19 protein-coding genes and 1 riboswitch are annotated in these 25,061 nt (G+C 42.6%); of the genes, 18 read left to right on the top strand and 1 reads right to left on the bottom strand.

Annotated features, from left to right (window positions below; translation table 11 throughout):
• The first annotated feature begins 61 nt into the window (after window positions 1–61).
• The 3 genes from pth to DXC04_RS11110 all read left to right on the top strand — a co-directional run bounded on the left by pth (window position 62) and on the right by DXC04_RS11110 (window position 5,161).
• Window positions 62–646, top strand: coding sequence for an aminoacyl-tRNA hydrolase (gene pth / locus DXC04_RS11100; RefSeq protein ID WP_117538377.1), 585 nt, complete (start codon window positions 62–64; stop codon window positions 644–646).
• 4 nt (window positions 647–650) lie between these two features.
• A complete protein-coding gene (mfd, locus tag DXC04_RS11105) occupies window positions 651–3,992 on the top strand; it encodes a transcription-repair coupling factor (RefSeq protein ID WP_118661031.1) in 3,342 nt (1,113 codons plus the stop codon).
• A 98-nt stretch (window positions 3,993–4,090) separates the two neighbouring features.
• Entirely contained in the window at window positions 4,091–5,161 is a 1,071-nt protein-coding gene (locus DXC04_RS11110; RefSeq protein WP_118661032.1) for a peptidyl-prolyl cis-trans isomerase, read from the top strand.
• Between the two features lie 173 nt (window positions 5,162–5,334).
• On the opposite strand, the gene DXC04_RS11115 is transcribed toward DXC04_RS11110, so the two are convergent.
• Window positions 5,335–5,781 carry a GatB/YqeY domain-containing protein gene (locus DXC04_RS11115; RefSeq protein ID WP_021861558.1) on the bottom strand — a complete coding sequence of 149 codons (447 nt, stop codon included), beginning with the start codon at window positions 5,779–5,781 and terminating at the stop codon, window positions 5,335–5,337.
• A gap of 184 nt (window positions 5,782–5,965) precedes the next feature.
• Between DXC04_RS11115 and DXC04_RS11120 the strand changes: the two genes are divergently transcribed.
• The 15 genes from DXC04_RS11120 to thiC all read left to right on the top strand — a co-directional run bounded on the left by DXC04_RS11120 (window position 5,966) and on the right by thiC (window position 25,060).
• Window positions 5,966–6,526, top strand: a complete 561-nt coding sequence (locus DXC04_RS11120) for a V4R domain-containing protein (protein WP_199692546.1) — start codon at window positions 5,966–5,968, stop codon at window positions 6,524–6,526.
• Window positions 6,516–7,775 (top strand): sensor domain-containing diguanylate cyclase, encoded by a 1,260-nt coding sequence (locus DXC04_RS11125; protein WP_021861556.1) that lies wholly within the window; start codon window positions 6,516–6,518, stop codon window positions 7,773–7,775. The genes DXC04_RS11120 and DXC04_RS11125 overlap by 11 nt, the downstream gene beginning before the upstream one ends.
• Window positions 7,776–7,969: 194 nt before the next feature.
• Window positions 7,970–8,518 (top strand): stage V sporulation T C-terminal domain-containing protein, encoded by a 549-nt coding sequence (locus tag DXC04_RS11130; protein WP_021861555.1) that lies wholly within the window; start codon window positions 7,970–7,972, stop codon window positions 8,516–8,518.
• Window positions 8,519–8,579: 61 nt separating this feature from the next.
• Window positions 8,580–8,951: a TIGR04086 family membrane protein gene (locus DXC04_RS11135; RefSeq protein ID WP_118661033.1), complete on the top strand. Its 372-nt coding sequence runs from the start codon at window positions 8,580–8,582 to the stop codon at window positions 8,949–8,951.
• Window positions 8,952–9,293: 342 nt separating this feature from the next.
• Entirely contained in the window at window positions 9,294–11,588 is a 2,295-nt protein-coding gene (locus DXC04_RS11140) for a protein translocase subunit SecDF (RefSeq protein ID WP_021861553.1), read from the top strand.
• 128 nt (window positions 11,589–11,716) lie between these two features.
• Complete coding sequence (locus DXC04_RS11145; protein ID WP_118519610.1) at window positions 11,717–13,519, top strand: single-stranded-DNA-specific exonuclease RecJ; 1,803 nt, start codon at window positions 11,717–11,719, stop codon at window positions 13,517–13,519.
• A 98-nt stretch (window positions 13,520–13,617) separates the two neighbouring features.
• On the top strand, window positions 13,618–14,142 hold the full coding sequence (locus DXC04_RS11150) for an adenine phosphoribosyltransferase (RefSeq protein ID WP_118661034.1): 525 nt from the start codon (window positions 13,618–13,620) through the stop codon (window positions 14,140–14,142).
• 63 nt (window positions 14,143–14,205) lie between these two features.
• Complete coding sequence (locus tag DXC04_RS11155; protein ID WP_118661035.1) at window positions 14,206–16,548, top strand: RelA/SpoT family protein; 2,343 nt, start codon at window positions 14,206–14,208, stop codon at window positions 16,546–16,548.
• A gap of 7 nt (window positions 16,549–16,555) precedes the next feature.
• Window positions 16,556–17,176, top strand: a complete 621-nt coding sequence (locus DXC04_RS11160) for an MBL fold metallo-hydrolase (RefSeq protein WP_118519608.1) — start codon at window positions 16,556–16,558, stop codon at window positions 17,174–17,176.
• 17 nt (window positions 17,177–17,193) lie between these two features.
• A complete protein-coding gene (gene hemZ, locus DXC04_RS11165; RefSeq protein WP_118661047.1) occupies window positions 17,194–18,609 on the top strand; it encodes a coproporphyrinogen dehydrogenase HemZ in 1,416 nt (471 codons plus the stop codon).
• Window positions 18,594–19,856 (top strand): histidine--tRNA ligase, encoded by a 1,263-nt coding sequence (gene hisS, locus DXC04_RS11170; RefSeq protein WP_118661036.1) that lies wholly within the window; start codon window positions 18,594–18,596, stop codon window positions 19,854–19,856. The genes hemZ and hisS overlap by 16 nt, the downstream gene beginning before the upstream one ends.
• 27 nt (window positions 19,857–19,883) lie before the next feature.
• A complete protein-coding gene (gene aspS, locus DXC04_RS11175; protein WP_117538346.1) occupies window positions 19,884–21,683 on the top strand; it encodes an aspartate--tRNA ligase in 1,800 nt (599 codons plus the stop codon).
• Window positions 21,684–21,690: 7 nt separating this feature from the next.
• Window positions 21,691–21,900 (top strand): hypothetical protein, encoded by a 210-nt coding sequence (locus DXC04_RS11180; RefSeq protein WP_021861545.1) that lies wholly within the window; start codon window positions 21,691–21,693, stop codon window positions 21,898–21,900.
• A 10-nt stretch (window positions 21,901–21,910) separates the two neighbouring features.
• A complete protein-coding gene (locus DXC04_RS11185; protein WP_118661037.1) occupies window positions 21,911–23,467 on the top strand; it encodes an ABC-F family ATP-binding cassette domain-containing protein in 1,557 nt (518 codons plus the stop codon).
• Window positions 23,468–23,507: 40 nt separating this feature from the next.
• Window positions 23,508–23,619, top strand: a riboswitch (TPP riboswitch).
• A gap of 130 nt (window positions 23,620–23,749) precedes the next feature.
• Entirely contained in the window at window positions 23,750–25,060 is a 1,311-nt protein-coding gene (gene thiC / locus DXC04_RS11190; protein ID WP_021861543.1) for a phosphomethylpyrimidine synthase ThiC, read from the top strand.
• Window position 25,061 lies beyond the last annotated feature (1 nt).

Here is a 25,061-nt window from a genome sequence, read left to right on the forward strand (position 1 = left end):
CGTGACAAATGAGTAGAGTTCCTGTAGAATGTTAAAAGAGAAAATGGAAGGTGAGAAACATATGTATATAATTGCAGGACTTGGTAATCCTACCATGCAGTATGAAGGAACCAGACATAATGCCGGGTTCGATGTCATAGATGCACTGGCAGACAAATATAATATATCCGTAGACGGGCGTAAGAACAGAGCCTATATCGGTAAAGGAATCATAGAAGGACAGAAAGTACTCCTTGTAAAACCGCAGACTTACATGAATCTGAGCGGTGAGAGCATTGGGGGGCTGGTTGATTATTTTAAAATAGATGAAGAACAGGATCTGATCGTCATTTATGATGACATCAGTCTGTCGCCGGGACAGATCCGTATCCGTAAGAAAGGAAGTGCCGGAGGACATAACGGGATCAAAAATATTATTGCCCATCTGGGAACCCAGGTATTTCCAAGGATTAAGGTCGGAGTGGGAGAGAAACCGAAAAAATATGACCTTGCCGATTATGTGCTGAGTCATTTTACAAAGGCGGAGAGGAAAGAGATGGAAGAAGGCTACCAGAAAGCAATTCAGGCTGTGGAGAAGATCCTTGCCGGTGAGATGGAAGCGGCTATGAATGAATTTAACCGTAAGGTGAAGCCTAAGGAGGCATAAAAGTATGAAGGCGCTGACAGAACCGTTACGAGAGCTGGCGGAATTTGAAGATATTTATAAAAAAAGAAAAGAAAACCCCGGGATGATACGCATTTCGGGGTGTGTTACTTCTCAGAAAACACATTTTATGTACGCACTTGGCGATGGCTCCGCTTACAGAGTCATCGCCTGTTCCAGTGAGTCAAAAGCGAGAGCTTTATATGAAGAGTATAAGATGCTTTCGGAAGATGTGTATCTGTATCCGTCAAAGGATTTTCTGTTTTATCAGGCAGATATAAGAAGTAAAGAGCTGGTGAAGCAGCGAATGGAGGTGCTGGAGGCGGTTATTCAGAAGGAGCAGGTGACGGTTGTTACGAGTTTTGATGCATTTATGGATGTGCTGCTTCCGAAAGAGACGATCCGTGAACGTGTGATTCATATAAAGAATACGGATACACTGGATCTGAAGGAACTGGAAGACCGACTGGTGAAGATTGGATATGACAGAGAAGTACAGATTGAAGGTCCCGGTCAGTTTGCCGTTCGGGGAGGGATTATTGATATTTATCCACTTACAGAGAATCTGCCTGTACGGATCGAACTGTGGGGGGATGAAGTGGATTCTGTCCGCAGTTTCGATGTGGAGACACAGCGTTCAATCGAAAATCTGACGGAAGTGTTCATTTATCCGGCAGTAGAGTATCCGACTGACGAAGAAAAAGGCGTATCGTTTCTTGATTATTTTGAAAAAGAAAAGACAATCCTGTTTCTGGATGAGCCAGTAAGACTTCTGGAAAAAGGCGAAGGCGTGGAAGAAGAGTTCGTAGAAGCGCAGAAGCGTCGTGTAGAGAATGGCTGCAAAGTTTCGGATGAAGAGATGCGGATGTATACCGTTGAAGAGTTGAAAAAAAAGATGAATGGATATGCATCTGTCGGATTTATGGCATTGGAAATGCGCGCACCGGGGCTGGAACTCCGGGAATCCTACCAGTTACAGACAAAGAGCGTTAATCCATATAACCGGAGCTTTGAACTTCTGACGCAGGATCTTAAAAGATTGAAAAGAGGAAAATACCGCGTTGTATTATTGTCCGGTTCAAGAACGCGTGCCAAACGTCTTGCCGAAGACTTAAGAGATTATGATCTGAGTAGTTATTACAGTGATGATTCGGACAGGCTTGTGAAACCGGGAGAGATTATGACAGCATACGGACATATTGCAGAAGGATATGAGTATCCGATGCTGAAATTTACAGTCATTGCAGAGAGTGATATTTTCGGAAAGGCGAAGAAAAAGAAAAAAAGAAAAATTTATGAAGGACGGAAGATCCAGAACTTTTCTGAGCTGAAGCCGGGAGATTACGTTGTACATGAGAATCACGGCCTTGGGATCTATCAGGGAATCGAAAAGATTGAGGTTGATAAGATTACCAAAGATTACATGAAAATTGCCTATGCCAAGGGCGGCAATCTTTATATTCCGGCAACACAGCTTGATCTGATCCAGAAATATGCCAGCGCGGATGCAAAGAAGCCGAAACTTAACCGTCTCGGCTCCCAGGAATGGGTGAAGACGAAGAAAAGAGTCCGCGGTGCGGTAAAGGTTATCGCCAAAGATCTGGTAGAACTGTATGCAGTAAGACAGAACCAGGAAGGTTATGTGTACGGACCGGATACGGTATGGCAGCAGGAATTTGAAGAGATGTTCCCGTTTGAAGAGACGGAAGATCAGATGCATGCGATCGAAGCAGTGAAGAAAGACATGGAGAGCAAGAAGATCATGGATCGTCTGATCTGCGGGGATGTTGGCTATGGAAAAACGGAAGTTGCCATCCGTGCGGCATTTAAAGCAGTACAGGAAGATAAGCAGGTTGTCTATCTCGTCCCGACAACTATTCTTGCACAGCAGCATTACAATACATTTGTTCAGCGTATGAAAGAATTTCCGGTGCGTGTGGATCTGATGTGCCGATTCCGTACACCGTCGCAGCAGAAAAAGACGATACAGGATCTGAAAAAAGGGCTTGTTGATATTGTCATCGGTACACACCGTGTGCTGAGCAAAGATGTGGAATTTAAAAATCTCGGATTGCTCATTATTGATGAGGAACAGCGCTTTGGTGTGCAGCATAAAGAAAAGATCAAGAAAATGAAAGAAAATGTCGATGTGCTGACGCTTACGGCGACACCGATACCAAGAACTCTGCACATGAGTCTCATCGGTATCCGTGATATGAGTGTACTGGAAGAAGCTCCGGAAGAGCGTATGCCAATCCAGACTTATGTCATGGAATATAATGATGAAATGGTACGTGAGGCGATTGAGCGTGAATGTGCCAGACAGGGACAGGTTTATTATGTATATAATCGGGTGGAAGATATTGCAGATGTGGCAGGTAGGATTCAGAAACTTGTACCGGATGTAAATGTGGCATATGCACATGGACAGATGCGGGAGCATGAACTGGAAAAGATCATGTATGATTTCATTAACGGGGAAATCGATGTGCTTGTATCTACGACAATTATTGAAACAGGACTGGATATTTCCAATGTCAATACAATGATCATCCATGATGCGGATAGACTGGGACTTTCTCAGCTCTACCAGCTTCGTGGACGTGTCGGAAGGTCGAACCGCATGGCATACGCATTTTTACTGTACAGAAGAAATAAACTTTTAAAAGAAGTAGCAGAAAAACGACTGGCGGCGATCCGGGAATTTACAGATCTGGGTTCCGGTTTTAAGATTGCCATGAGGGATCTGGAGATCCGTGGAGCGGGAAATCTGCTTGGAGCTGAACAGCATGGGCATATGGAAGCAGTCGGTTATGATCTGTACTGTAAAATGTTAAACGAAGCAGTCAAACAGTTAAAAGGTGAGATGGAGGAAGAAGATTTTACGACAACCATTGATCTGAATGTAGATGCATTTATCCCGGATTCCTATATTCCGAATGAATACCAGAAACTGGATATTTATAAAAGGATCGCGGCAATCGAATCGGACGAAGAACGGGAAGATATGGAGGAAGAACTGATCGACCGTTTTGGAGATTCGCCGAAAAAAGTTGGTACCCTTCTGGAAGTTGCTGCACTGAAAGCAAGAGCACATAAGCTTTATGTGACGACAATTGAACAGAAAGGTGACATGTATACCTTTACAATGTATGAACATGCGAAAGTACAGCCAGAGAGGATTCCGAAGCTGATCGAACTGTTCCGGGGGAGTCTTACATTCCGTGCAGAGAATTATACATTTGTATATGTTCACAAGATTCGGAATAAAAGAGAAAAACCACCGATGCCAACAGAGATTGTAGCAAAGGTTCTGGATGGTATTGCAAGAATTCTGGTACAAAACTAATAAAATCTTAATAATCATTCGGGAATAGCCGGTTGACTCATTCTGGTATGTTAAGCTATACTTAAGAGAACGATCAGAATGCAGAAGGGAAATAAGATATGAAGAAAAGAATCACAGCAGTGATACTCGCAGCAGTGCTTGCAGTCACAACGCTTACCGGATGCAGTTCATCAATGAGTGGAAAAGATGCGGCAGTAACGGTAAATGGGATTGATGTAACTGCTGATATTGCTGAATTTTATGCAAGATATATCCAGGCGGGATATGAGACTTACTATGCGGCATATATGGGAAATGATATGTGGGGATCCCGTGCTGAAAAGGGCAATAATTATGAAGATGCAGTCAAAGAACAGGTGATAGAAGATCTGGAGACGATGCTGTTATCGGAAGAGCATATGAAAGAATATAAGGTGACGCTCTCCCAGGCAGAAAAAGATGTGATTGAGAAGTCAGCCAGAGAATTTGATGAAGATAATGCGCTTCATAATAAGAATCAGGTGTCCGGTGAAAGAAAGACAGTAAAGCGCCTGCTTACACTGATGGCTGTAGAGAGTAAAGTGAAAAAAGCAGTAGAAGATAAAGCAGATGTGAAAGTCAAGGCTGAAGAGGCAAAACAGAAGCGGATGCAATATGTTCTGTTTCCTTATAAAGAGACGAAAGAGACCGGAAAAGGACTCGAACTTTCCGCTGCTGAGAAGAGACAGGCAAAAGCAGATGCAGAAGCTTTTCTGGAACATGCAAAAGAGAAGAAGGATTTTGAGAAAGCGGCACAGGATGCCGGGAAGATTTATAAAGAAGTGACATTTGATTCCGCATCTATAAAGCCGGACAAGAAGCTAGTGAAGGCAGCAGATGAACTTTCCAAGGGAGATCTTACTGATGTGGTTGAGACAGAAGAGGGATGTTATGTAGCAAAGCTTGTCAGCTTGAAAGACAGAAAAGCAACAGCGGATAAGAAGAAAAAATTGATTGCACAGCGAAAGAATAAGATTTATGAGCAGACGAAAGATGAATGGCTGATGGAAGCGGATATCAGCATACACAAAAGAGTATGGAGGTCGATTTCTTATGCGGATCTCGGTGTGCGGATCAAGCAGAAAGAAGAGAAGCCTTATACAGAACATATGAAGACGGACGATCAGACGAATACAGATGTTGATTATTAAAAGATATCAGAGTCAAAAGATGCCATGCAAATGGTTTCGTACTTCGTACTTTTTCAGGCTTTTAACTTTGGCATCAAAAAACAGCAGGTACGGATGTATCTGCTGCTTTTATTATGGCGATGAACTAAGAACCGATCATTTTACGGTCACGGTATTTGAAAAAAGGTGACAGGTTAGTTCATATAAGTCATTAAAATATCATTGACCAGTTTGCCGTCGGCTTTGCCTTTGACTTTTGGCATCAGAACTTTCATGATCTTGCCTTTGTCTTTTGCTTCAGGTGCTTCGATTCCGACTTCGGAAAGTGTCGCGTCGATGACAGCGCGGATCTCAGCTTCATCCATCATCTTTGGAGCATACTGCTCTAAAACTGCGAGACGTTTGTTGCACTCGTCAATGATCTCAGTGCGGTCGGCAGGTGTCATTTCCAGAGTTTCTTTAGTCTGTTTAATTTCTTTTAAGATAACCTGAGTTTCTTCCTCGGCGGTCAGGTCAGAACGTTTGTCAATCGCTTTATTCTTAAGAGCTGCGAGTAACATAGATAAGGTTTCCTTGCTTTCTTTATCACCGGCTTTCATAGCTTTTACCATGTCAGCGCGGACTTCATCGATTTTACTCATATTTCATTCCTCCTCTTTAAATCTGCTTTCCATTATACAGAAATACGGTGAAAATATCCAGAGTTATGTAAAATCTTTCACATGATATTTTTGGCAACATTACGTTGAATCTTGTTTTTGATAATGATATACTAAATCTAGATGTACATTTGCACAGAGTCTAGAGAGGAAATACAGAAGGACAATGAGTAATAATATTTTTATGGAGGACCGCAGTCCTATTTCATTTGAAGAATATTTGCAGTTTAATGAAAATGGACGGGGCAATCTTGGGGATATGCTTCCGGTAACAGTATACCGGATGTTGGAATATTCGATCAAAGAAGAGCTTGTAAATAATTTCGGAAAAGAAAAGCAGATAGAGATTTTCCGGAAAGCAGGACGCAAATCCGGTGAATATTTTGCAAAGAATATGATGAATCTCGACCAGCCACTGGATTCATTTTTGAGTGAGTTACAGCGAAAACTGGAAGAATTTAAGATTGGTGTTTTAAGAATTGAAAGTATAGAAGAAAAGAGCGGGAAAATCATATTGACCGTATCGGAAGATGCGGACTGTTCAGGACTTCCGATTCTTGGCGAGACTGTATGTAATTATGATGAAGGATTTATTTCCGGAATTTTATCTGTATATACAGATAGGCCATATGAAGCCATTGAAGTAGACTGCTGGGCTACTGGTGACCGTGTATGCCGGTTTCATGCAAATGTAATAGAAGACGGGGAACAGACAGATGAAACATAAAGATAATTGTGAACAGTTATTTGAATATCTTCGCAGTATTTTATATGACGATAAAGTGAATGCTTTGCAGATAGATGATCTGGAACCTGCTTTTGAGAAACTTGGAAAAGGAATGCAGTATCTGGAACAGGCGGTACGAGAGATGAAAGAATATTCTGCGGCGATATCTGTGGGAAATCTTTCGGTGGAAGCGCCGCCGCGTGAGAATTTCCTGTGTAAGAATCTCAAAAATATCCATGCAAATCTGAACCATTTAAGTTGGCAGGCAAAACAGGTTGCCAAAGGAGATTATTCCCAGAGTGTTTCTTATCTGGGAGAATTTTCGGAAGCGTTTAATACAATGACAAAGCAGTTAAAAGAGCGGGAACAGTATCTGAAGCAGGAAGCAGAACGTGAGAAGACACATGCGAATATGGTAGAAAGTTACAATCAGCTTTTGATCCAGCTGATCGAGCGAAGCAAAGAAGACATTCTTGTTTTAAGTAAAGACAGACAGGAAACACTGTATTGCAGCGGGAAGAGTCTGTCAGATTCAAAACACAGAGAAATTTACGAGATCTGCCGGGAAAGACTTGCAGAAAAACTTGCAGAGGTTGAGGCGGAAGAGAATGCCTGTGAGTGTGAATGGGAGTGGGAAGAACAGGTGTCCGATCATCGCTATTATTATGTCGCTACAGGATTTATGGAGTGGCAGGGTGAGAAAGCATACGCACATATTATACGTGATATCACGGAAGAAAAGGAACGTGAGGAAAAACTGGAAGAGAAGGCATATCTGGATGCGCTTACCGGGATTGGTAACCGTAATCTTCTGGTTGGAAAGATGAAAGAATTTCTTGAAAAAAGCGAAAAATTTGTGTTCTGCTACTGTGATCTCGATCATTTAAAATATATCAATGATACTTATGGTCATGAAGAAGGAGACTGGTATCTGAATCATTTTGTCGATATAGTACAAGAACAAATCCGAAAGAAGGATCTGTTTGCAAGGATTGGTGGAGACGAATTCTGCATTGCGATTGAAGAATGTGACAAAGCATATCTGAGAGAACGGATGCAGATGATCCAGGAAGCTTTCCGCACCAGAGTAGAACGTCCATATCTGAAAGATTTCAGCTTTGGTATTATTGATTCTTTTGAATTTCCGGTGAAAGCATCGGTGCATGAGCTGATCCAGGAAGCAGATAAACGTATGTATAGCCAGAAAGAAGAACATCGAAGAGCACTGGAGCTTCATAACCGCACATAGGCGGGTATGAAGCTCCTGATATTTCTATGGCTGGGAGCTGTCAGTGGCAGTCTCGGCAGGTTTTATGAAATACAGAATATTTTTACATATTTTCCATATACTAACTGCGCAGATTATATATAGAAAATATTACAGAAATCAGGAAACTTATAAATCAAAAAGCAGTTAAAATAACTTGGGTATTGGAGGAGAATATGAAAGCCACAGGAATAGTCAGAAGGATAGATGATCTCGGGCGCGTCGTTGTTCCAAAAGAAATCCGCAGAACACTCCGCATTCGGGAAGGAGATCCGTTAGAGATATTTACAGACCGGGAAGGTGAAATCGTATTGAAGAAATATTCACCAATCGGCGAATTGAGTGCACTGGCGGGAAATTATGTGCAGAGCTTATCGCAGAGCCTGCACTGCACGGCAGCAATCTGCGATATGGATCAAATCGTTGCGGTGGCAGGTGGAGGTAAAAAAGAACTGGACGAGCAGCTTATCAGTAAAGAACTGGAAGAAATACTGTTAAAAAGGAAAAAACTGCTTGCATTTCAGGAGGATTCTTCTTATATAAATGTTGTGGATGTTGAAGAGTCTGCTTTCACTGGAGAAGCAATCGGCCCGATTTTGTGTGAAGGGGACGTGATTGGAGGTGTGCTTTTACTTGGCGAAAAGAACCGAAAGAAATTAACCGATCTGGAAATGCAGGTCGCCGTCTGCGTTGCAGATTTTCTCGGCAGACAGATGGAACAATGAGGAAGAAACAGGAATAAAAGCCCTTTTCTTTTCATACTTTTGATAAAGAGGAGGGAAGAAGATGAACAGGCTGGAAAAAAATCAGAAAATCATATGGCTGTTGAAGGCATTGCTTTTTTCCTATGTAGTAACAGGCATCAGTCTGCTGCTGTTGTCTGTTTTGTTGTACAAATTTGAATGGAATGAGCATCTTGTTTCGGCAGTAATTGTGGCAGTATATGTATTATCAACGGTTGTAGGAGGAATTGTGATCGGAAAGCTGGTCAGAACCAGACGCTTTTTCTGGGGACTCCTTCTGGGAAATTTGTATTTTATTCTGCTTCTGGTCATTACGATCATACTGTATCGTTCGCTTTCCGGAAATGGGCTTAATATGCTGACAGCATGGATTCTCTGTACAGGTGGTGGCATGACAGGCGGTATGATCTCATAAAAATTACGGAAGTAAGATAACGGAATACAATAAAGGAATACAATGAAGGAAAAATGAGCCTCTGATATCAGATGAAAAGCATGGTATCAGAAGCTTTTTGTTATGGCGACGAGGAAAATGCGTCATGCTTACATGACAGCATTTGACGACCGCTAATCAGCGGATAAAACTCGCAAAGCGTGTTTTATCGCAGCCTGTGAATTGTTCGGTGAAATATAAGGAAAAGGTTTTCAATTTGGATAAATTGTGCTAAACTAACAAAGTGGACTGTATACGCTGAAAGCATATAATTTCAGACAGTGCAGTTTATGGAGTCGGAAAGAAAGGAAAGGTTTAGCAATTATGAAAAAGGGGAAGGGTATACTGAGTCTGATCTTGACGATCGTGCTGATTGGACTTCTGGGATTTACCACTGCTGTCGGATTCGGAAAAGGTCATACCGGTTCGGCACAGAATATCAAGCTCGGACTGGATCTGGCAGGCGGTGTCAGTATTACATATAAAGTAAAAGATGACAACCCGACAGACAGCGAGATGAATGATACGATCTACAAGTTGCAGAAGCGTGTAGAACAGTACAGTACAGAAGCTTCTGTTTACCAGGAAGGTAAAGACAGAATCAACATTGAGATTCCGGGTGTTTCCAATGCAAATGAGATTCTGGATGAACTTGGACAACCGGGTTCTTTGTATTTTATTTCACAGACAGACAGCAAAGGCAAAGCCAATTATAAACTTGTCAGCTCTACAGGAGATGCTGCGAAAGATTACAAGCTTTCAAAATCTCTGGAAGAAATGCAGAAAGACGGCTCTATTGTTCTGACAGGAACAGATGTCAAATCTGCAAAAGCACAGACGACAGAGAATCCGACAACAAAAGCAAAAGAGAATATTGTATCACTGACGTTTACAAAGGCAGGAACGAAGAAGTTTGCAGATGCTACGAAGAAAGCTTACAAAGCACGCGAGAGTATCGGTATTTACTACGACGGAGCATTTGTCAGTGTGCCGAATGTACAGAATGAGATTACAGATGGTTCTGCACAGATTTCAGGAAATATGACATTTGAAGAGGCAGACGGACTTGCTTCTACGATTCGTATCGGTGGACTGAAACTGGAATTGGAAGAACTCCGTTCCCAGGTTGTGGGAGCACAGCTCGGAGAGCAGGCAGTACATACAAGTTTAGTAGCAGGTGCGATCGGACTTGCGGTTGTGTTCCTGTTTATGTTATGGGTATATTACTTGCCGGGACTTGCGTCCGGACTTGCACTTCTGATTTATACAGGATTGGTAATGGTTATCCTGAATGCATTTGACATTACACTGACGTTACCGGGAATTGCAGGTATTATCCTGAGTATCGGTATGGCGGTGGATGCCAACGTTATCATCTTCGCTCGTGTGAAAGAAGAGATGACGGCAGGCAGAGGAGTGAAGAATTCACTGAAGACCGGATTCCACAAAGCGATGTCAGCAATCGTTGACGGTAACGTAACAACACTGATTGCAGCAGCAGTTCTGTGGTTTAAGGGTTCCGGTACAGTAAAAGGATTCGCACAGACACTTGCAATAGGTATCATTGTATCGATGTTTACAGCACTTGTTATCACACGTATGATCGTATATGCGTTCTATGGTGTCGGTATCAGAAACGAAAAATTCTACTATCGTCCATGGAAGAAGGAAAGAAAGACTATCGATTTCCTTGCAAAGAAAAAGTATTTCTTTACATTCTCAATTGCTGTTATGGTAATTGGACTTGGAATCATGGGATTCCATGCATCAAAAGGAGACGGAGCATTTGCATATGGTTTGGACTTCCAGGGTGGTACAGCTACGAATGTAACATTTAATGAAGACTACTCTATCAATGATATTGATGCGAAGATCGTACCTGTTGTAGAGAAGACAACCGGTGATCACAATGTTCAGACACAGAAAGTTGCCGGAACAAAACAGATTATCATCAAGACCGTTACATTAAGCTTAAAACAGCGTGAAGCGCTGAACAAAGCGATGGTAGATAACTTTAAAGTAGATGAATCTAAGATCACTGCAGAGAATATCAGCTCTACTGTAAGCAGTGAGATGCGTCAGGATGCAGTTATTGCGGTTATTATTGCAGCCATCTGTATGCTGTTGTATATCTGGTTCCGATTCAAAGATATCCGCTTTGCAACCAGTGCCGTACTTGCATTGCTACATGATGTAATAATCGTAATCATCTTCTACGGTGTTGTAAGAATTTCTGTAGGTAATACATTTATTGCGACAGTGCTTACAATTGTTGGATATTCGATCAACGCGACGATCGTTATCTTTGACCGAATCCGTGAAGAACTGCGTGGCAGAAAGAAAGCAGCAGATCTGGATATGCTTGTAAACAAGAGCATTACACAGACTTTGACAAGAAGTATTTATACCTCTCTGACAACGTTTGTTATGGTAGCAATCCTGTTTATTCTTGGTGTTAGTTCTATTAAGGAATTTGCTGCACCGCTGATGGTAGGTGTTGCATGGGGGGCTTACTCTTCTGTATGTATTACAGGTGCACTGTGGTATGTCATGAAGATGAAAATCGGTGCAAAAGCACAGCCTGCAAAACAGACGGGAGGCAAAAAGAAGAAAAAATAATACGGTTCCGATATAAGAACATAAGCAGCCATGACCATAGATCCTATGGTTGTGGCTGTTTCCTTACTGCCATCTGACTGTCAGAAGCGGAGGGCAGTTTATAAAAAAGAGAACTAAAGGAGAAGCAGATGGAACGCTGGGTATTACTTCGCAAAGGAGCAAAGTTTGAGGAACTGAGCGAAAAATTTCATATTAGTAAACAACTGGTAAGCCTGATCAGAAATCGAAATGTCATAGGAGAGGAAGCGATGGAGAAGTATCTTCATGGAACGATTTCAGATCTGTATGATGGCATGCTGTTAAAAGATATGAACAGAGCCATTGACATATTGACAGAGAAGATTGCGGATAAGAAGAAAATACGTGTGATCGGAGATTATGATATCGATGGTGTGAATGCAACGTATATTTTACTGGAAGGACTGGAAGGACTGGGAGCAGAGGTGGATTATGATATTCCAAACCGTATGACGGATGGCTACGGCCTGAGCAATGAGCTGATCGAGCGGGCGGCAAGTGCCGGAGTCGATACGATTCTCACCTGTGACAATGGCATTGCCGCCAGGAAAGAGATCGCATATGCGAAAGAACTTGGCATGACTGTGATCGTAACAGATCATCATGAAGTGCCTTATGAAGATGAGCAAAAACAGGAAGAAAAAGATCAGACTGCGGAAATGAATTATAAAGGTAAAAGAAAATATATTCTTCCGCCGGCAGATGCAGTCATTGATCCGAAACAGCCGGACTGCAATTATCCTTATGAGGGGATCTGCGGAGCAACAGTTGCATACAAGTTGATGGAAGCATTGTATGAGGTGACAGGACATGATGTGGATGATATCGATTACCTTATAGAAAATGTTGCAATGGCAACGATTGGTGATGTGATGGATCTGGAAGATGAAAACCGGATCTTTGTGCGGGAAGGTCTTGAAATGCTAAAGCGGACTGCCAATCCGGGGATGCGTTCGCTTATGGAATGCAATGGAATTGAAAAGGAGCGGCTGAATTCCTATCATATCGGTTTTGTGATCGGACCGTGTCTCAATGCCGGAGGAAGGCTGGATACGGCAAAACGCGCACTGGAGCTTTTGCGGGCGAAGAACAAAAAAGAGGCAGATGTTCTGGCAGGAGATCTGAAGGCACTGAATGACAGCCGGAAAGATCTGACTGCGAAAGCCGTGAAAGAAGCGATTGAATATATAGAACACTCTACATTAAAAGAAGATAAAGTACTGGTAGTGTATCTGCCGGAGTGTCATGAGAGTCTGGCGGGAATTGTGGCAGGAAAGATCCGGGAAAAATACTACAGGCCAGTCTTTGTTATCACGGACGCTAAAGAAGGAGCAAAAGGCTCCGGCAGATCGATTGAAGCTTATTATATGTATGAGAAACTTCATGAGTGTGAAGAACTTCTGGATAAATATGGTGGACATAAGATGGCGGCGGGACTGTCTCTTCCGGTAGAGAATATCGATAAGCTGCGCAGAAAATTGAATGAGAAATGTATGCTGAGTGAGAAGGATCTTTCGGAAAAGATAACAATTGATATGCAATTGCCATTTTCCAAGATATCGCCGAAGTTTATCGATGAGATCAAATTGCTGGAGCCATTCGGTAAAGGTAATACCAAGCCGGTATTTGCAGAAAAAAATCTGGTAATACGCAGCGCGAGGGTTCTTGGACGCAACAAAAATGTATTGAAAATGCGTCTGGAAAATGCAGAGCATGTCATATTGGATGCGGTTTATTTTGGTGAAGTAGAGAAGTTTATCGGTTACCTGGAGGGAAAATATGGAAAACAGGAAGTAACAGAGCTTCTTACAGGCGGCAGAAGCCAGGTGACAATCCAGGCAACCTTTTATCCGGAAATCAACGATTATCTGGGCAGAAAAACATTGCAGATTGTAGTGATGCATTATCGGTAAATGGGATCATAGGTGAATATCTATAGAATTATTTGAAAATCATATCAAGTAATGATATACTAATTTTGTATTTTATCATGAAACGGAGAAGATGCATTATGAAACAGATAGAAGAATATGTAAGAAGTATTGAGGATTTTCCGGAAGAAGGTATCATCTTCCGTGATGTAACAAGTGTGTTACAGGACGCAGACGGACTGCATCTGGCAATTGATCTGATGCAGGAGAAGTTAAAAGGATTAGATTTTGATATCGTTGTCGGACCGGAATCCAGGGGATTTATTTTCGGTGTTCCGATTGCATATAATTTACACAAGCCATTCGTGCCAATCCGCAAAAAAGGCAAATTACCATGCGAGACCATAGGAATCAAATATGATCTTGAATATGGAAGCGCCGAACTGGAGATGCACAGAGATGCGATTAAACCAGGGCAAAAAGTTGTGATCGTTGACGATCTTATTGCAACAGGAGGAACGAATGAAGCGATGGTCAAGCTGGTCGAAGGACTTGGCGGTGTTGTAGTGAAAGCAGTATTCCTGATGGAACTGGCAGGACTCAAAGGCCGTGAGCGTCTGAAAGGATATGACGTAGAGTCTGTAATCTGCTATCCGGGCAAGTAATCCGTAATATAAGGTAGAACAGACAGATAAAGGAAAGAGAAATCAGAGGAAGGAGGCGTTAATATGTCAAAGACAACGTATGAGTCATTGGATAATAAGATTGCGGCAAGCACTCTTACCAAAGATCTTACAAAAGGGCTGGATGTTGTGGATGGTCATGGGATTAAGAAGCCGGGTGAGTATGAGAACCCGGACGAGCTGTATGACATGTTAATTGCCCGTATCCGGAAGTACCATCCGTCTACGGATGTCAGTATGATTGAAAAAGCATATGCTCTGGCGAAAGAGGCACACGGAGACCAGTGCCGTAAGTCCGGAGAACCATATATTGTGCATCCGCTCTGGGTTGCGATCATTCTGGCAAATCTGGAGATGGATAAAGAGACGATTGCAGCAGGAATGTTACATGATGTCGTAGAGGATACAAAATATACAGAAGAAGATATCAAACGTGAATTTGGAGATGAAGTAGCACTTCTTGTAGATGGAGTTACAAAACTCGGACGATTATCCTATTCTTCCGATAAACTGGAAGTACAGGCGGAGAATCTCCGTAAGATGTTTCTTGCCATGGCAAAAGACATCCGTGTTATCATTATCAAATTGGCTGACCGTCTGCATAACATGCGGACACTGCAGTTTATGACTCCTGCAAAGCAGAAGGAAAAAGCAAAAGAGACGATGGATATATATGCACCAATCGCCCAGAGACTTGGTATTTCCAAGATCAAGACTGAGCTGGATGACCTGGCACTCAAATATTCACAGCCGGAAGTCTTTTTTGATCTGGTGAATCAGATCAATGCAAGAAAAACAGAACGTGAAGAATTTGTAGATCAGATCGTTCAGGAAGTATCGACACATATGAAGAATGCCAATATCAAATGTGAAGTGAACGGACGTGTCAAGCATTTCTTCAGTATTTATAAGAAGATGGTCAATCAGGACAAGACCGTAGATCAGATCTACGATTTGTTTGCAGTCCGTATTATTGTAGATTCTGTGAAGGACTGTTATGCGGCGCTCGGTGTCATCCATGAGATGTACACACCGATTCCGGGACGTTTCAAGGATTATATTGCAATGCCAAAACCAAACATGTACCAGTCTCTACATACGACACTGATGAGTTCTGTGGGACAGCCATTTGAGATACAGATCCGTACGGTTGAGATGCATAAGACAGCAGAGTATGGTATCGCAGCACACTGGAAATATAAGGAATCCAATGATGGCAAGAAGAGTGTGGAGGCACAGGAAGAAGAGAAGTTAAGCTGGCTTCGTCAGATTCTGGAATGGCAGAGAGATATGTCAGATAACAGAGAGTTCTTGAATCTGATCAAAGGAGATCTGGATCTGTTTGCGGAAGATGTTTATTGCTTTACACCGCAGGGAGATGTCAAAAACCTTCCGAACGGATCAACACCGATTGATTTCGCTTATGCGATTCATAGTGCTGTCGGTAATAAGATGGTCGGTGCCAGAGTCAACGGTAAACTTGTAAATATAGACTATAAGATCCAGAACGGTGACCGTATTGAGATACTGACATCCCAGAACTCCAAAGGACCGAGTCGTGACTGGCTGAATATCGTTAAGAGTACACAGGCGAAGAACAAGATCAATCAATGGTTCAAGAAGGAGTTTAAAGAGAGCAATATCATCAAAGGAAAAGAGATGATCGTTGCTTACTGCAAAGCCAAATCCATCAATGTTTCCCATATTACGAATATGAAATACCAAGAGACGGTACAGAGAAAATATGGTTTTAAAGATTGGGATTCTGTGCTTGCGGCGATTGGTCATGGAGGCCTAAAAGAAGGACAGGTTGTAAATCGACTGGTAGAAGAATACAGCAAGGAACACAAGCAGGAGCTTGCCGATGAGAGTGTACTGGAGAAGGTTGCGGAAGCGTCCAAGAATAAAGTGCACATTGCCAAATCCAAGAGTGGAATTGTGGTTAAGGGGATAGATGATGTTGCAGTCCGCTTTTCCAGATGCTGTAATCCGGTTCCGGGTGATGAGATTGTTGGTTTTGTTACACGCGGAAGAGGATTATCTATCCACAGGACAGACTGTATCAATATGATTCATCTGACAGAATCTGAACGTGCAAGACTGATTGATGCTGAATGGGAAAGTGACGTTACACAGGAAGCGACCGGACAGTACCTTGCAGAGATCAAGATGTATGCACATGACAGACAGGGATTTTTAATGGAGATGTCCAAGATCTTTACAGAGGCAGATGTGGATGTCAAATCTATGAATGTGCGTACAAGCAAGCAGGGAACTGCGACGATCGAGACAGGATTTATTGTTCATGGCAGAGACGAATTAGAGCATATTGTGAAGAAACTGCGCCAGATCGAGGGCGTGATCGATATTGAAAGAACGACGGGGTAAAACTGGAATGAAAATAGAAAAATTTGTAACAGGTATTATCAGCACGAATTGTTATCTTGTGATAAATGAAGAGACAAAGCACGCGGTCATTGTTGATCTGGCTGCTTTTCCGCGAGCTCTGAAGAATTATATCGAAGAAGAGAATATTACGGTGGAAGCAATTCTGCTGACACATGCACATTTTGACCATATAATGGGGATTGATGATTTTAAGAAAGTTTATGATGTTCCTGTCTATGTAGAAGAACATGATGCGGATCTTTTGGCGGATGCAAGACTGAACCAGTCATTGACTTATACCAATGGTTATACATTTGCCGGAGCGAAGACTGTGAAGGACGGAGATGTTCTTACATTTGCCGGATATGATTTCCGGGTGATCCACACACCGGGTCATACGATGGGATGTTGCTGTTACTATGTAGAATCTGAGAATGTGCTGTTCAGCGGTGATACACTATTCCAGAATTCTGTCGGACGTACAGATTTTGAAAACAGCAGCACATCGGCGATCGTCCGTTCTGTAAGAGAAAAATTATTCCTTTTACCGGATGAGACACATGTGTACCCGGGTCATATGGGAGAGACGATGATCGGACATGAGAAAACGCACAATCCATATGTGTAAGATGGATGGGAGAAAAGATGATGGAAATTATATGTTGTAACGAATCATACACGTATAATGCGTATCATATTATGAAGGCTTTTTATCCAGCCGGGAACATGGTGGCCCGGGTGGACGAAAAAGCCTCTAATTATGTAGAGGCGGTTCTCCCGAATGGAAGCAGGCTTGCCATTTCCAGAGAAAAAGAACTGACAAAGAAGGAACTTGATCGTGCATTATACAGAAAACTGAAAGAAATAACCGGACGTTCCCTTGCGTGGGGTGTCCTTACCGGAGTGCGTCCGACAAAAATCGCTATGAAAAAACTGGAGGAAGGAATGGATAAAAGCGCTTTTGTCCAGTGGTTTCAAAAAGAAAATTTGGCGAGTGAAGAGAAAACTATTCTTGCATGGGAAATCGCAAACCGGGAGAAAGAATTACTTGACAGACTGGATTATGAAAATGGATACAGTCTGTATGTCGGAATTCCATTTTGCCCAAGTGTCTGTAGCTACTGTTCCTTTAGCTCAGGCGCACTGTTTGACTGGAAAGACAGTGTGGAAGCATATTTAGATGCACTGTGCAAAGAACTTGCTTACATCGGAAAGGTATCCGTGGAGAAGAAATTAAATACGATTTATATTGGCGGAGGTACACCGACTACACTAACTGCCGGACAGTTGAAGAGACTGTTAGACTGTATCGATACATATTTTTCAAGAGAGTATCTTCTGGAATATACCGTAGAGGCTGGCAGACCGGATAGTATTACACCGGAAAAGCTACAGGTAATTGCGGAGCATGGAATCAGTAGGATTTCTATTAATCCGCAGACAATGCAGCAGAAAACGCTGGATCTGATTGGCAGAAAACATACTGTTTCACAGATCCGTGATGCATATCATACGGCAAGAAGTCTTGGATTTGACAATATTAATATGGATTTGATCGCAGGACTTCCGGGTGAGACACTTGCGGATATGGAAGATACGCTTTCACAGATTAAAGAGCTGGAACCGGACAGCCTGACAGTACATTCTCTTGCAATCAAGCGTGCTGCAAAGATGGGACGGTCTGATGAAAAACCTTCTGTCGGCCCAGATACAAAAGAGATGGTAGATGAAGCAAGACGCGTGGCAAAAGAGATGGGACTTTTGCCATATTATTTGTACCGGCAGAAGAATATTGCCGGAAATTTTGAAAATGTAGGTTATGCAAAGGTTGACAAAGCCGGAATTTACAATATACTTATTATGGAAGAAAAACAATCCATTATCGCTGCAGGTGCAGGCGCATCGACGAAGATCGTATTAAAGAACCCGGTGCCGGTACAGGGCAGCAAAAAGAAAAAAGAAACAAATCTGATTCGGCTGGAGAATGTAAAAGCAATCGACGCGTATATCCAGAGGATTGATGAAATGATAGAACGAAAAGGAGAATGGCTATGGCATTAAAGAAGAAACCGGTTACCGGCATGAAGGACATCCTTCCTGCAGAGATGGAGATCCGTGATTATCTGATCGGTCTTATTAAAAAGACTTACAAGAGTTTTGGATTTACGTCAATGGAGACACCATGTGTAGAGCATATTGAAAATCTGTGCAGCAAGCAGGGCGGAGATAATGAGAAGCTGATCTTCAAGATTATGAAGAGAGGCGAGAAGTTAAAGATTGATCAGGCAAAAGAGGAAAATGATCTGGCAGACGGAGGTCTGCGTTATGATCTGACAGTTCCGCTTGCAAGATATTATGCTAACCATTCCAATGAACTTCCGGCACCTTTCAAGGCGCTGCAGATCGGTAATGTATGGAGAGCTGACCGTCCGCAGAAAGGACGTTTTCGTCAGTTTATGCAGTGTGATATTGATGTTTTAGGTGAAGCATCTGCGCTGGCAGAGATCGAGTTGATCCTTGCGACAACAGCAATGCTTGGCAAGCTGGATTTCAAAAATTTTACAGTTTGTATCAATGATCGTGGAATTTTAAGAGCAATGGCTGCATACAGCGGATTCAAAGAGGAAGATTACGATGAAATTTTCATTATTTTAGATAAGATGGACAAGATCGGTGCAGAAGGTGTAGAAAATGAGCTGATCGAGATGGGCTATGCAAAAGAAAACGTAGAGACATATCTGAAACTTTTTGATGAAGTAAGCGCAGATGTAACAGGAATCCATTATCTGAAAGAAAAGTTAGGAGAATATCTGCCGGAGGAGACTGCACAGAGTATGGAACTGATCATGTCAAGTGTGGAAGAGGCAAAAGAGTGCGAATTTAATCTAAAATTTACACCGACACTGGTGCGTGGACAGTCTTATTATACAGGAACAATCTTTGAAGTAACAATGGATGACTTCGGAGGTTCCGTAGCAGGTGGCGGAAGATATGATAGGATGATCGGTAAATTTACCGGGCAGGATACGCCGGCATGCGGATTCTCTATCGGATTTGAGAGAATCGTTATGCTGCTTCTGGAAAATGGATACAAAGTTCCGGCAGCAAAAGAGAAAAAGGCATACCTTTTGGAGAAGAAGCTTCCAAAAGAAAGTATGTTAAAAGTACTTGCAATGGCGAAAAAAGACAGAGAAGAAGGAAAACAGGTACTGATCGTCAATATGAAGAAAAACAAGAAGTTCCAGAAAGAACAGCTTACAGGGGAAGGCTATGCAGATATTGTAGACTGCTACGCAGACCGTCTGTAGAATATAGAGAAGAAAAGGAGAAGGATCATGGCAGAATCAATGCAGGGATTAAAAAGAACTCATAGATGTGCCGAGTTATCTGCAGCGAATGCAGGTGAAACTGTGACAATCATGGGCTGGGTACAGAAAAACCGTAACAAAGGAGGTCTCGTATTTATTGACGTCAGAGACCGTTCCGGAATCATTCAGGTTGTATGCGAAGAAGGCAAGACGGATGCAGCGCTGATCGAAAAGGCCGCGAAGCTTCGTTCGGAATATGTAGTAGCTGTTGTAGGTAAAGTGGAAAAACGTTCCGGCGCAGTTAATAAAAATCTGGCAACCGGAGAGATTGAGATCATTCCGGAAGAATTACGTGTACTTTCCGAGTCTGAGACACCACCGTTCCAGATCGAAGAAAATTCAAAGACAAAAGAAGAGATTCGTCTGAAATACAGATATCTGGATCTGAGAAGACCGGATATGCAGAGGAACCTGATGATGCGAAGCAAAGTTGCGACATTAACCCGTCAATTTCTCGCAGAAGAAGGATTTATGGAGATTGAGACTCCGATCCTGATCAAGAGTACACCGGAAGGAGCAAGAGATTATCTTGTACCAAGCCGTGTGCATCAGGGACATTTTTATGCACTCCCGCAGTCACCACAGCTTTTCAAACAGCTTTTGATGTGTTCCGGATGTGACCGTTATTTCCAGATTGCAAAATGTTTCCGTGATGAGGACTTAAGAGCAGACCGTCAGCCGGAATTTACACAAATTGATATGGAGCTTTCTTTTGTTGACGTAGATGATGTAATTGAAGTAAATGAACGTCTTCTCGCAAAATTATTTAAAGAAGTTCTTGGTGTTGAAGTATCACTGCCGATTCAGAGAATGACATGGCAGGAAGCAATGGATCGTTTCGGTTCTGATAAGCCGGATATCCGTTTCGGAATGGAACTTCAGAACGTAACAGAAGTTGTAAAAGACTTTGATTTCGTTGTGTTTAAAAGTGCGATTGAAAATGGCGGAACTGTCCGTGGCATCAACGCCAAAGGACAGGGTAGCATGGCAAGAAAGAAAATTGACAAACTGGTTGATTTTGCAAAAGACTATGGCGCAAAAGGACTTGCATATATTGCAATCCACGAAGATGGAACTGTAAAATCCTCATTCGCCAAATTTATGACAGAAGAGCAGCAGGCTTCTTTGATCCAGGCAATGGGTGGAGAGAATGGAGACTTACTTCTGTTTGCAGCAGATAAAAATAAAGTTGTATGGGATGTTCTTGGTGCACTGCGTCTGGAACTTGCCCGTCAGATGGAATTGTTGGATAAGAATGAGTACAAATTCCTCTGGGTAACAGAGTTCCCATTACTTGAGTGGAATGATGAACAGAATCGCTTTACAGCGATGCATCATCCATTTACTATGCCGATGGAAGAAGATCTTCAGTATATTGACAGTGATCCGGGAAGAGTTCGTGCAAAGGCATATGATATTGTGCTGAACGGTAACGAGATCGGTGGAGGAAGTGTACGTATCTTCAATCAGGATATTCAGAGCAAGATGTTTGAAGTTCTCGGGTTCACACCGGAGCAGGCACAAGAGCAGTTTGGATTCCTGCTTGAAGCATTCAAATACGGAGTTCCGCCGCACGCAGGACTGGCATACGGACTGGATCGTCTTGTTATGCTTATGGCAAAGCAGGACAGCATCCGTGATGTGATCGCATTTCCGAAAGTAAAAGACGCATCTGATCTTATGACAGAAGCTCCGTCACCGGTTGATGCAAAGCAGTTAGATGAGCTGGGACTTGAAGTGGAAGAAAATGCCCAGGAACAGGAGTAGAGAGTATATGGAACATCCATCTATTGCTGATGAAACACTCAGAGAGAAGATAAAAGAAATCGAACAGATTCTTGCATTATATAAAGAAGGCAAAACAATAATAGAAATTGCCGGCTCGCTTGATTTCGCACAGTCGTATGTCCAGGACGTACTGCTGTGCGTGCAGGCTTCGGCTGAGGAAGACCCGGCAGCGATCGCAATGCTGCTGGAGGGGTAGGAGATTTTCTATGAGTATATTAAACGTGGAACATCTGACACATGGCTTTGGAGACAGAGCCATTTTCTCAGATGTTTCTTTTCGGTTATTAAAAGGTGAACATATCGGGCTGGTAGGAGCCAATGGAGAAGGAAAGTCTACATTCATGAACATTGTGACTGGAAAACTGACGCCGGATGAAGGAAAAGTAGAATGGTCGAAAAACGTACATGCAGGATATCTGGATCAGCATGCGGTGCTGAAAAAAGGCATGACAATCCGGGAAGTTCTAAAATCTGCATTTGACAGTCTTCTGCAGAAAGAAATCCGCATGAATGAGATATGCGATCTGCTTGGCACAGCAGATGATGCACAGATGGCAGAATTAATGGAAGAACTTGGAACAATTCAGGATGAGCTGACTTTGCATGATTTTTATACAATTGATGCAAAGGTAGAAGAAGTGGCAAGAGCGCTGGGACTTCTGGATCTTGGATTAGACCGTGATGTTACAGACTTAAGTGGCGGGCAGCGCACCAAAGTTCTGCTGGCAAAATTATTGCTGGAGAAACCAGACATTCTGCTTCTGGATGAGCCAACTAATTATCTCGATGAAGAACATATTGCATGGCTGAAACGCTATTTGCAGGAATATGAAAATGCATTTATACTGATCTCGCACGATATCCCATTTCTCAATGATGTGGTGAATATTATTTATCATATGGAAAATCAGGAACTGAACCGTTATGTGGGCGATTATGACCATTTTCAGGAAGTTTATGCAGTAAAGAAGGCACAGCTGGAAGCAGCATACCGCAGACAGCAGCAGGAGATTAGTGAGTTGAAAGATTTTGTGGCACGGAATAAAGCGCGTGTATCGACAAGAAATATGGCAATGTCCAGACAAAAAAAACTGGATAAAATGGATGTGATCGAGCTTGCGGCAGAAAAGCCGAAGCCGGAATTTCATTTCCGTTACGGACGCACGCCGGGAAAAATGCTTTTTGAGACAAAAGATCTTGTGATCGGTTATGATAAACCATTATCGAAAAAACTGAATTTTTCGATGGAACGGGGACAGAAAATTGCTCTTGTCGGAACGAACGGAATTGGAAAGACAACACTTCTTAAAAGTATTCTCGGACTGCTTCCTTCTCTGAAAGGGGAATGTGAACTGGGAGAGAATCTGGAACTTGGATATTTTGAACAGGAAGTAAAAGGGGAGAATAAAAATACCTGTATCGAAGAGTTATGGGAAGAATTTCCGTCTTTTACACAGTATGAAGTGCGTTCTGCGCTTGCAAAATGCGGGCTTACGACAAAGCATATCGAAAGTCAGGTCCGTGTTTTGAGTGGTGGAGAACAGGCGAAAGTCCGTCTTTGTAAACTGATCAACCGTGACACGAATTTTCTGCTTCTGGATGAGCCGACCAATCATCTGGACGTAGACGCCAAGGATGCACTGAAAAAAGCGCTTCAGGAATACCGAGGAAGTATTCTTTTAATCTGTCATGAACCGGAATTTTATAAAGATGTCGTGCAGGAAGTCTGGGACATGAGCAAATGGACAACGAAGATATTTTAGGTTGACATTTACAGAGAGCAAAACTATAATTAAATATACAATTTAATGTTACAGGGAGCTGGTACAAAGCTGGCTGAGAGGAAACTATAATTTGTTTCGACCTATAACCTGATTTGGATAATGCCAACGTAGGGAAGAATTACGGAAGAGAAGAGATGCCTGCGCATCTCTTTTTATACGAAAACGTTTTTTGCGGTGGCAGAAGCGTTTTTTTTATGGAATAGGAAAATGCGCCATGCTTACATGGCAGAAAAAAGATTTTATTTACAGGAGGATGATCCAATGAGAAATTACACAACACAGATGGATGCGGCAAGAAAGGGAATTGTTACACCAGAACTGGAAAAAGTTGCAGAAAAAGAAAAGATGACAGTAGAAGAATTACAGAAACTGGTTGCTGAAGGAAAGGTAGCGATCTGTGCAAACAAGAATCATACCTGTCTGGATCCGGAAGGGGTAGGAAGTATGCTCCGTACAAAGATTAATGTCAATCTTGGCGTTTCCAGAGACTGTAAAGACTATGACATTGAGATGGAAAAGGTCATGAGTGCGGTAAATCTTGGCGCAGAGGCGATCATGGATCTGTCCAGCCACGGAAATACGCAGCCATTCCGCCGCAAACTGACAAGTGAATGTCCGGTTATGATCGGTACAGTTCCGGTATATGACAGTGTGATCCATTATCAGAGAGACCTTGCTACTTTATCAGCAAAAGATTTTGTAGATGTTATCCGTATGCATGCAGAAGACGGAGTGGATTTTGTAACGCTGCACTGCGGAATCACAAGAAAAACGATTGAGCAGATCAAAAAGCATAAGAGAAAAATGAACATTGTAAGCCGTGGTGGAAGTCTTGTATTTGCGTGGATGTGCATGACTGGAGAAGAAAACCCGTTCTACGAATATTATGATGAGATCCTGGACATCTGCGAAGAGTATGATGTTACAATTTCTCTGGGAGATGCATGCAGACCGGGATGTCTGGCAGACGCAACGGATGTATGCCAGATCGAAGAACTGGTACGCCTTGGCGAACTGACAAAGCGTGCATGGGATCACAATGTCCAGGTTATGGTAGAGGGACCGGGACATGTGCCGCTTGATCAGGTTGCAGCAAATATGCAGGTGCAGAAGAGTATTTGTATGGGAGCACCGTTCTATGTATTAGGACCTCTCGTTACAGACATCGCACCGGGATATGATCACATTACTGCCGCTATCGGTGGCGCTGTGGCTGCTATGAACGGAGCTGCATTCCTCTGTTATGTAACACCGGCAGAACATCTGGCACTTCCGAATGTTGATGATGTAAAACAGGGAATCATTGCTTCCAAGATCGCAGCACATGCGGCTGATATTGCCAAAGGTGTCAGAGGAGCAAGAGATATTGATGATAAGATGGGTGACGCGAGAAGAAAGCTTGACTGGGAAGCACAGTATGCATGCGCACTGGATCCTGATACAGCAAGAGCAATCCGTGACAGCAGAAGTCCGGAAGATGACCACAGCGATACATGCAGTATGTGTGGAAAATTCTGCGCAGTCCGCAGTATGAATAAAGCGCTGGCAGGAGAATATATTGATATTCTGTAAA

Source organism: Dorea sp. OM07-5, assembly GCF_003481355.1.
Taxonomy (GTDB): domain Bacteria; phylum Bacillota; class Clostridia; order Lachnospirales; family Lachnospiraceae; genus Dorea_D; species Dorea_D hominis.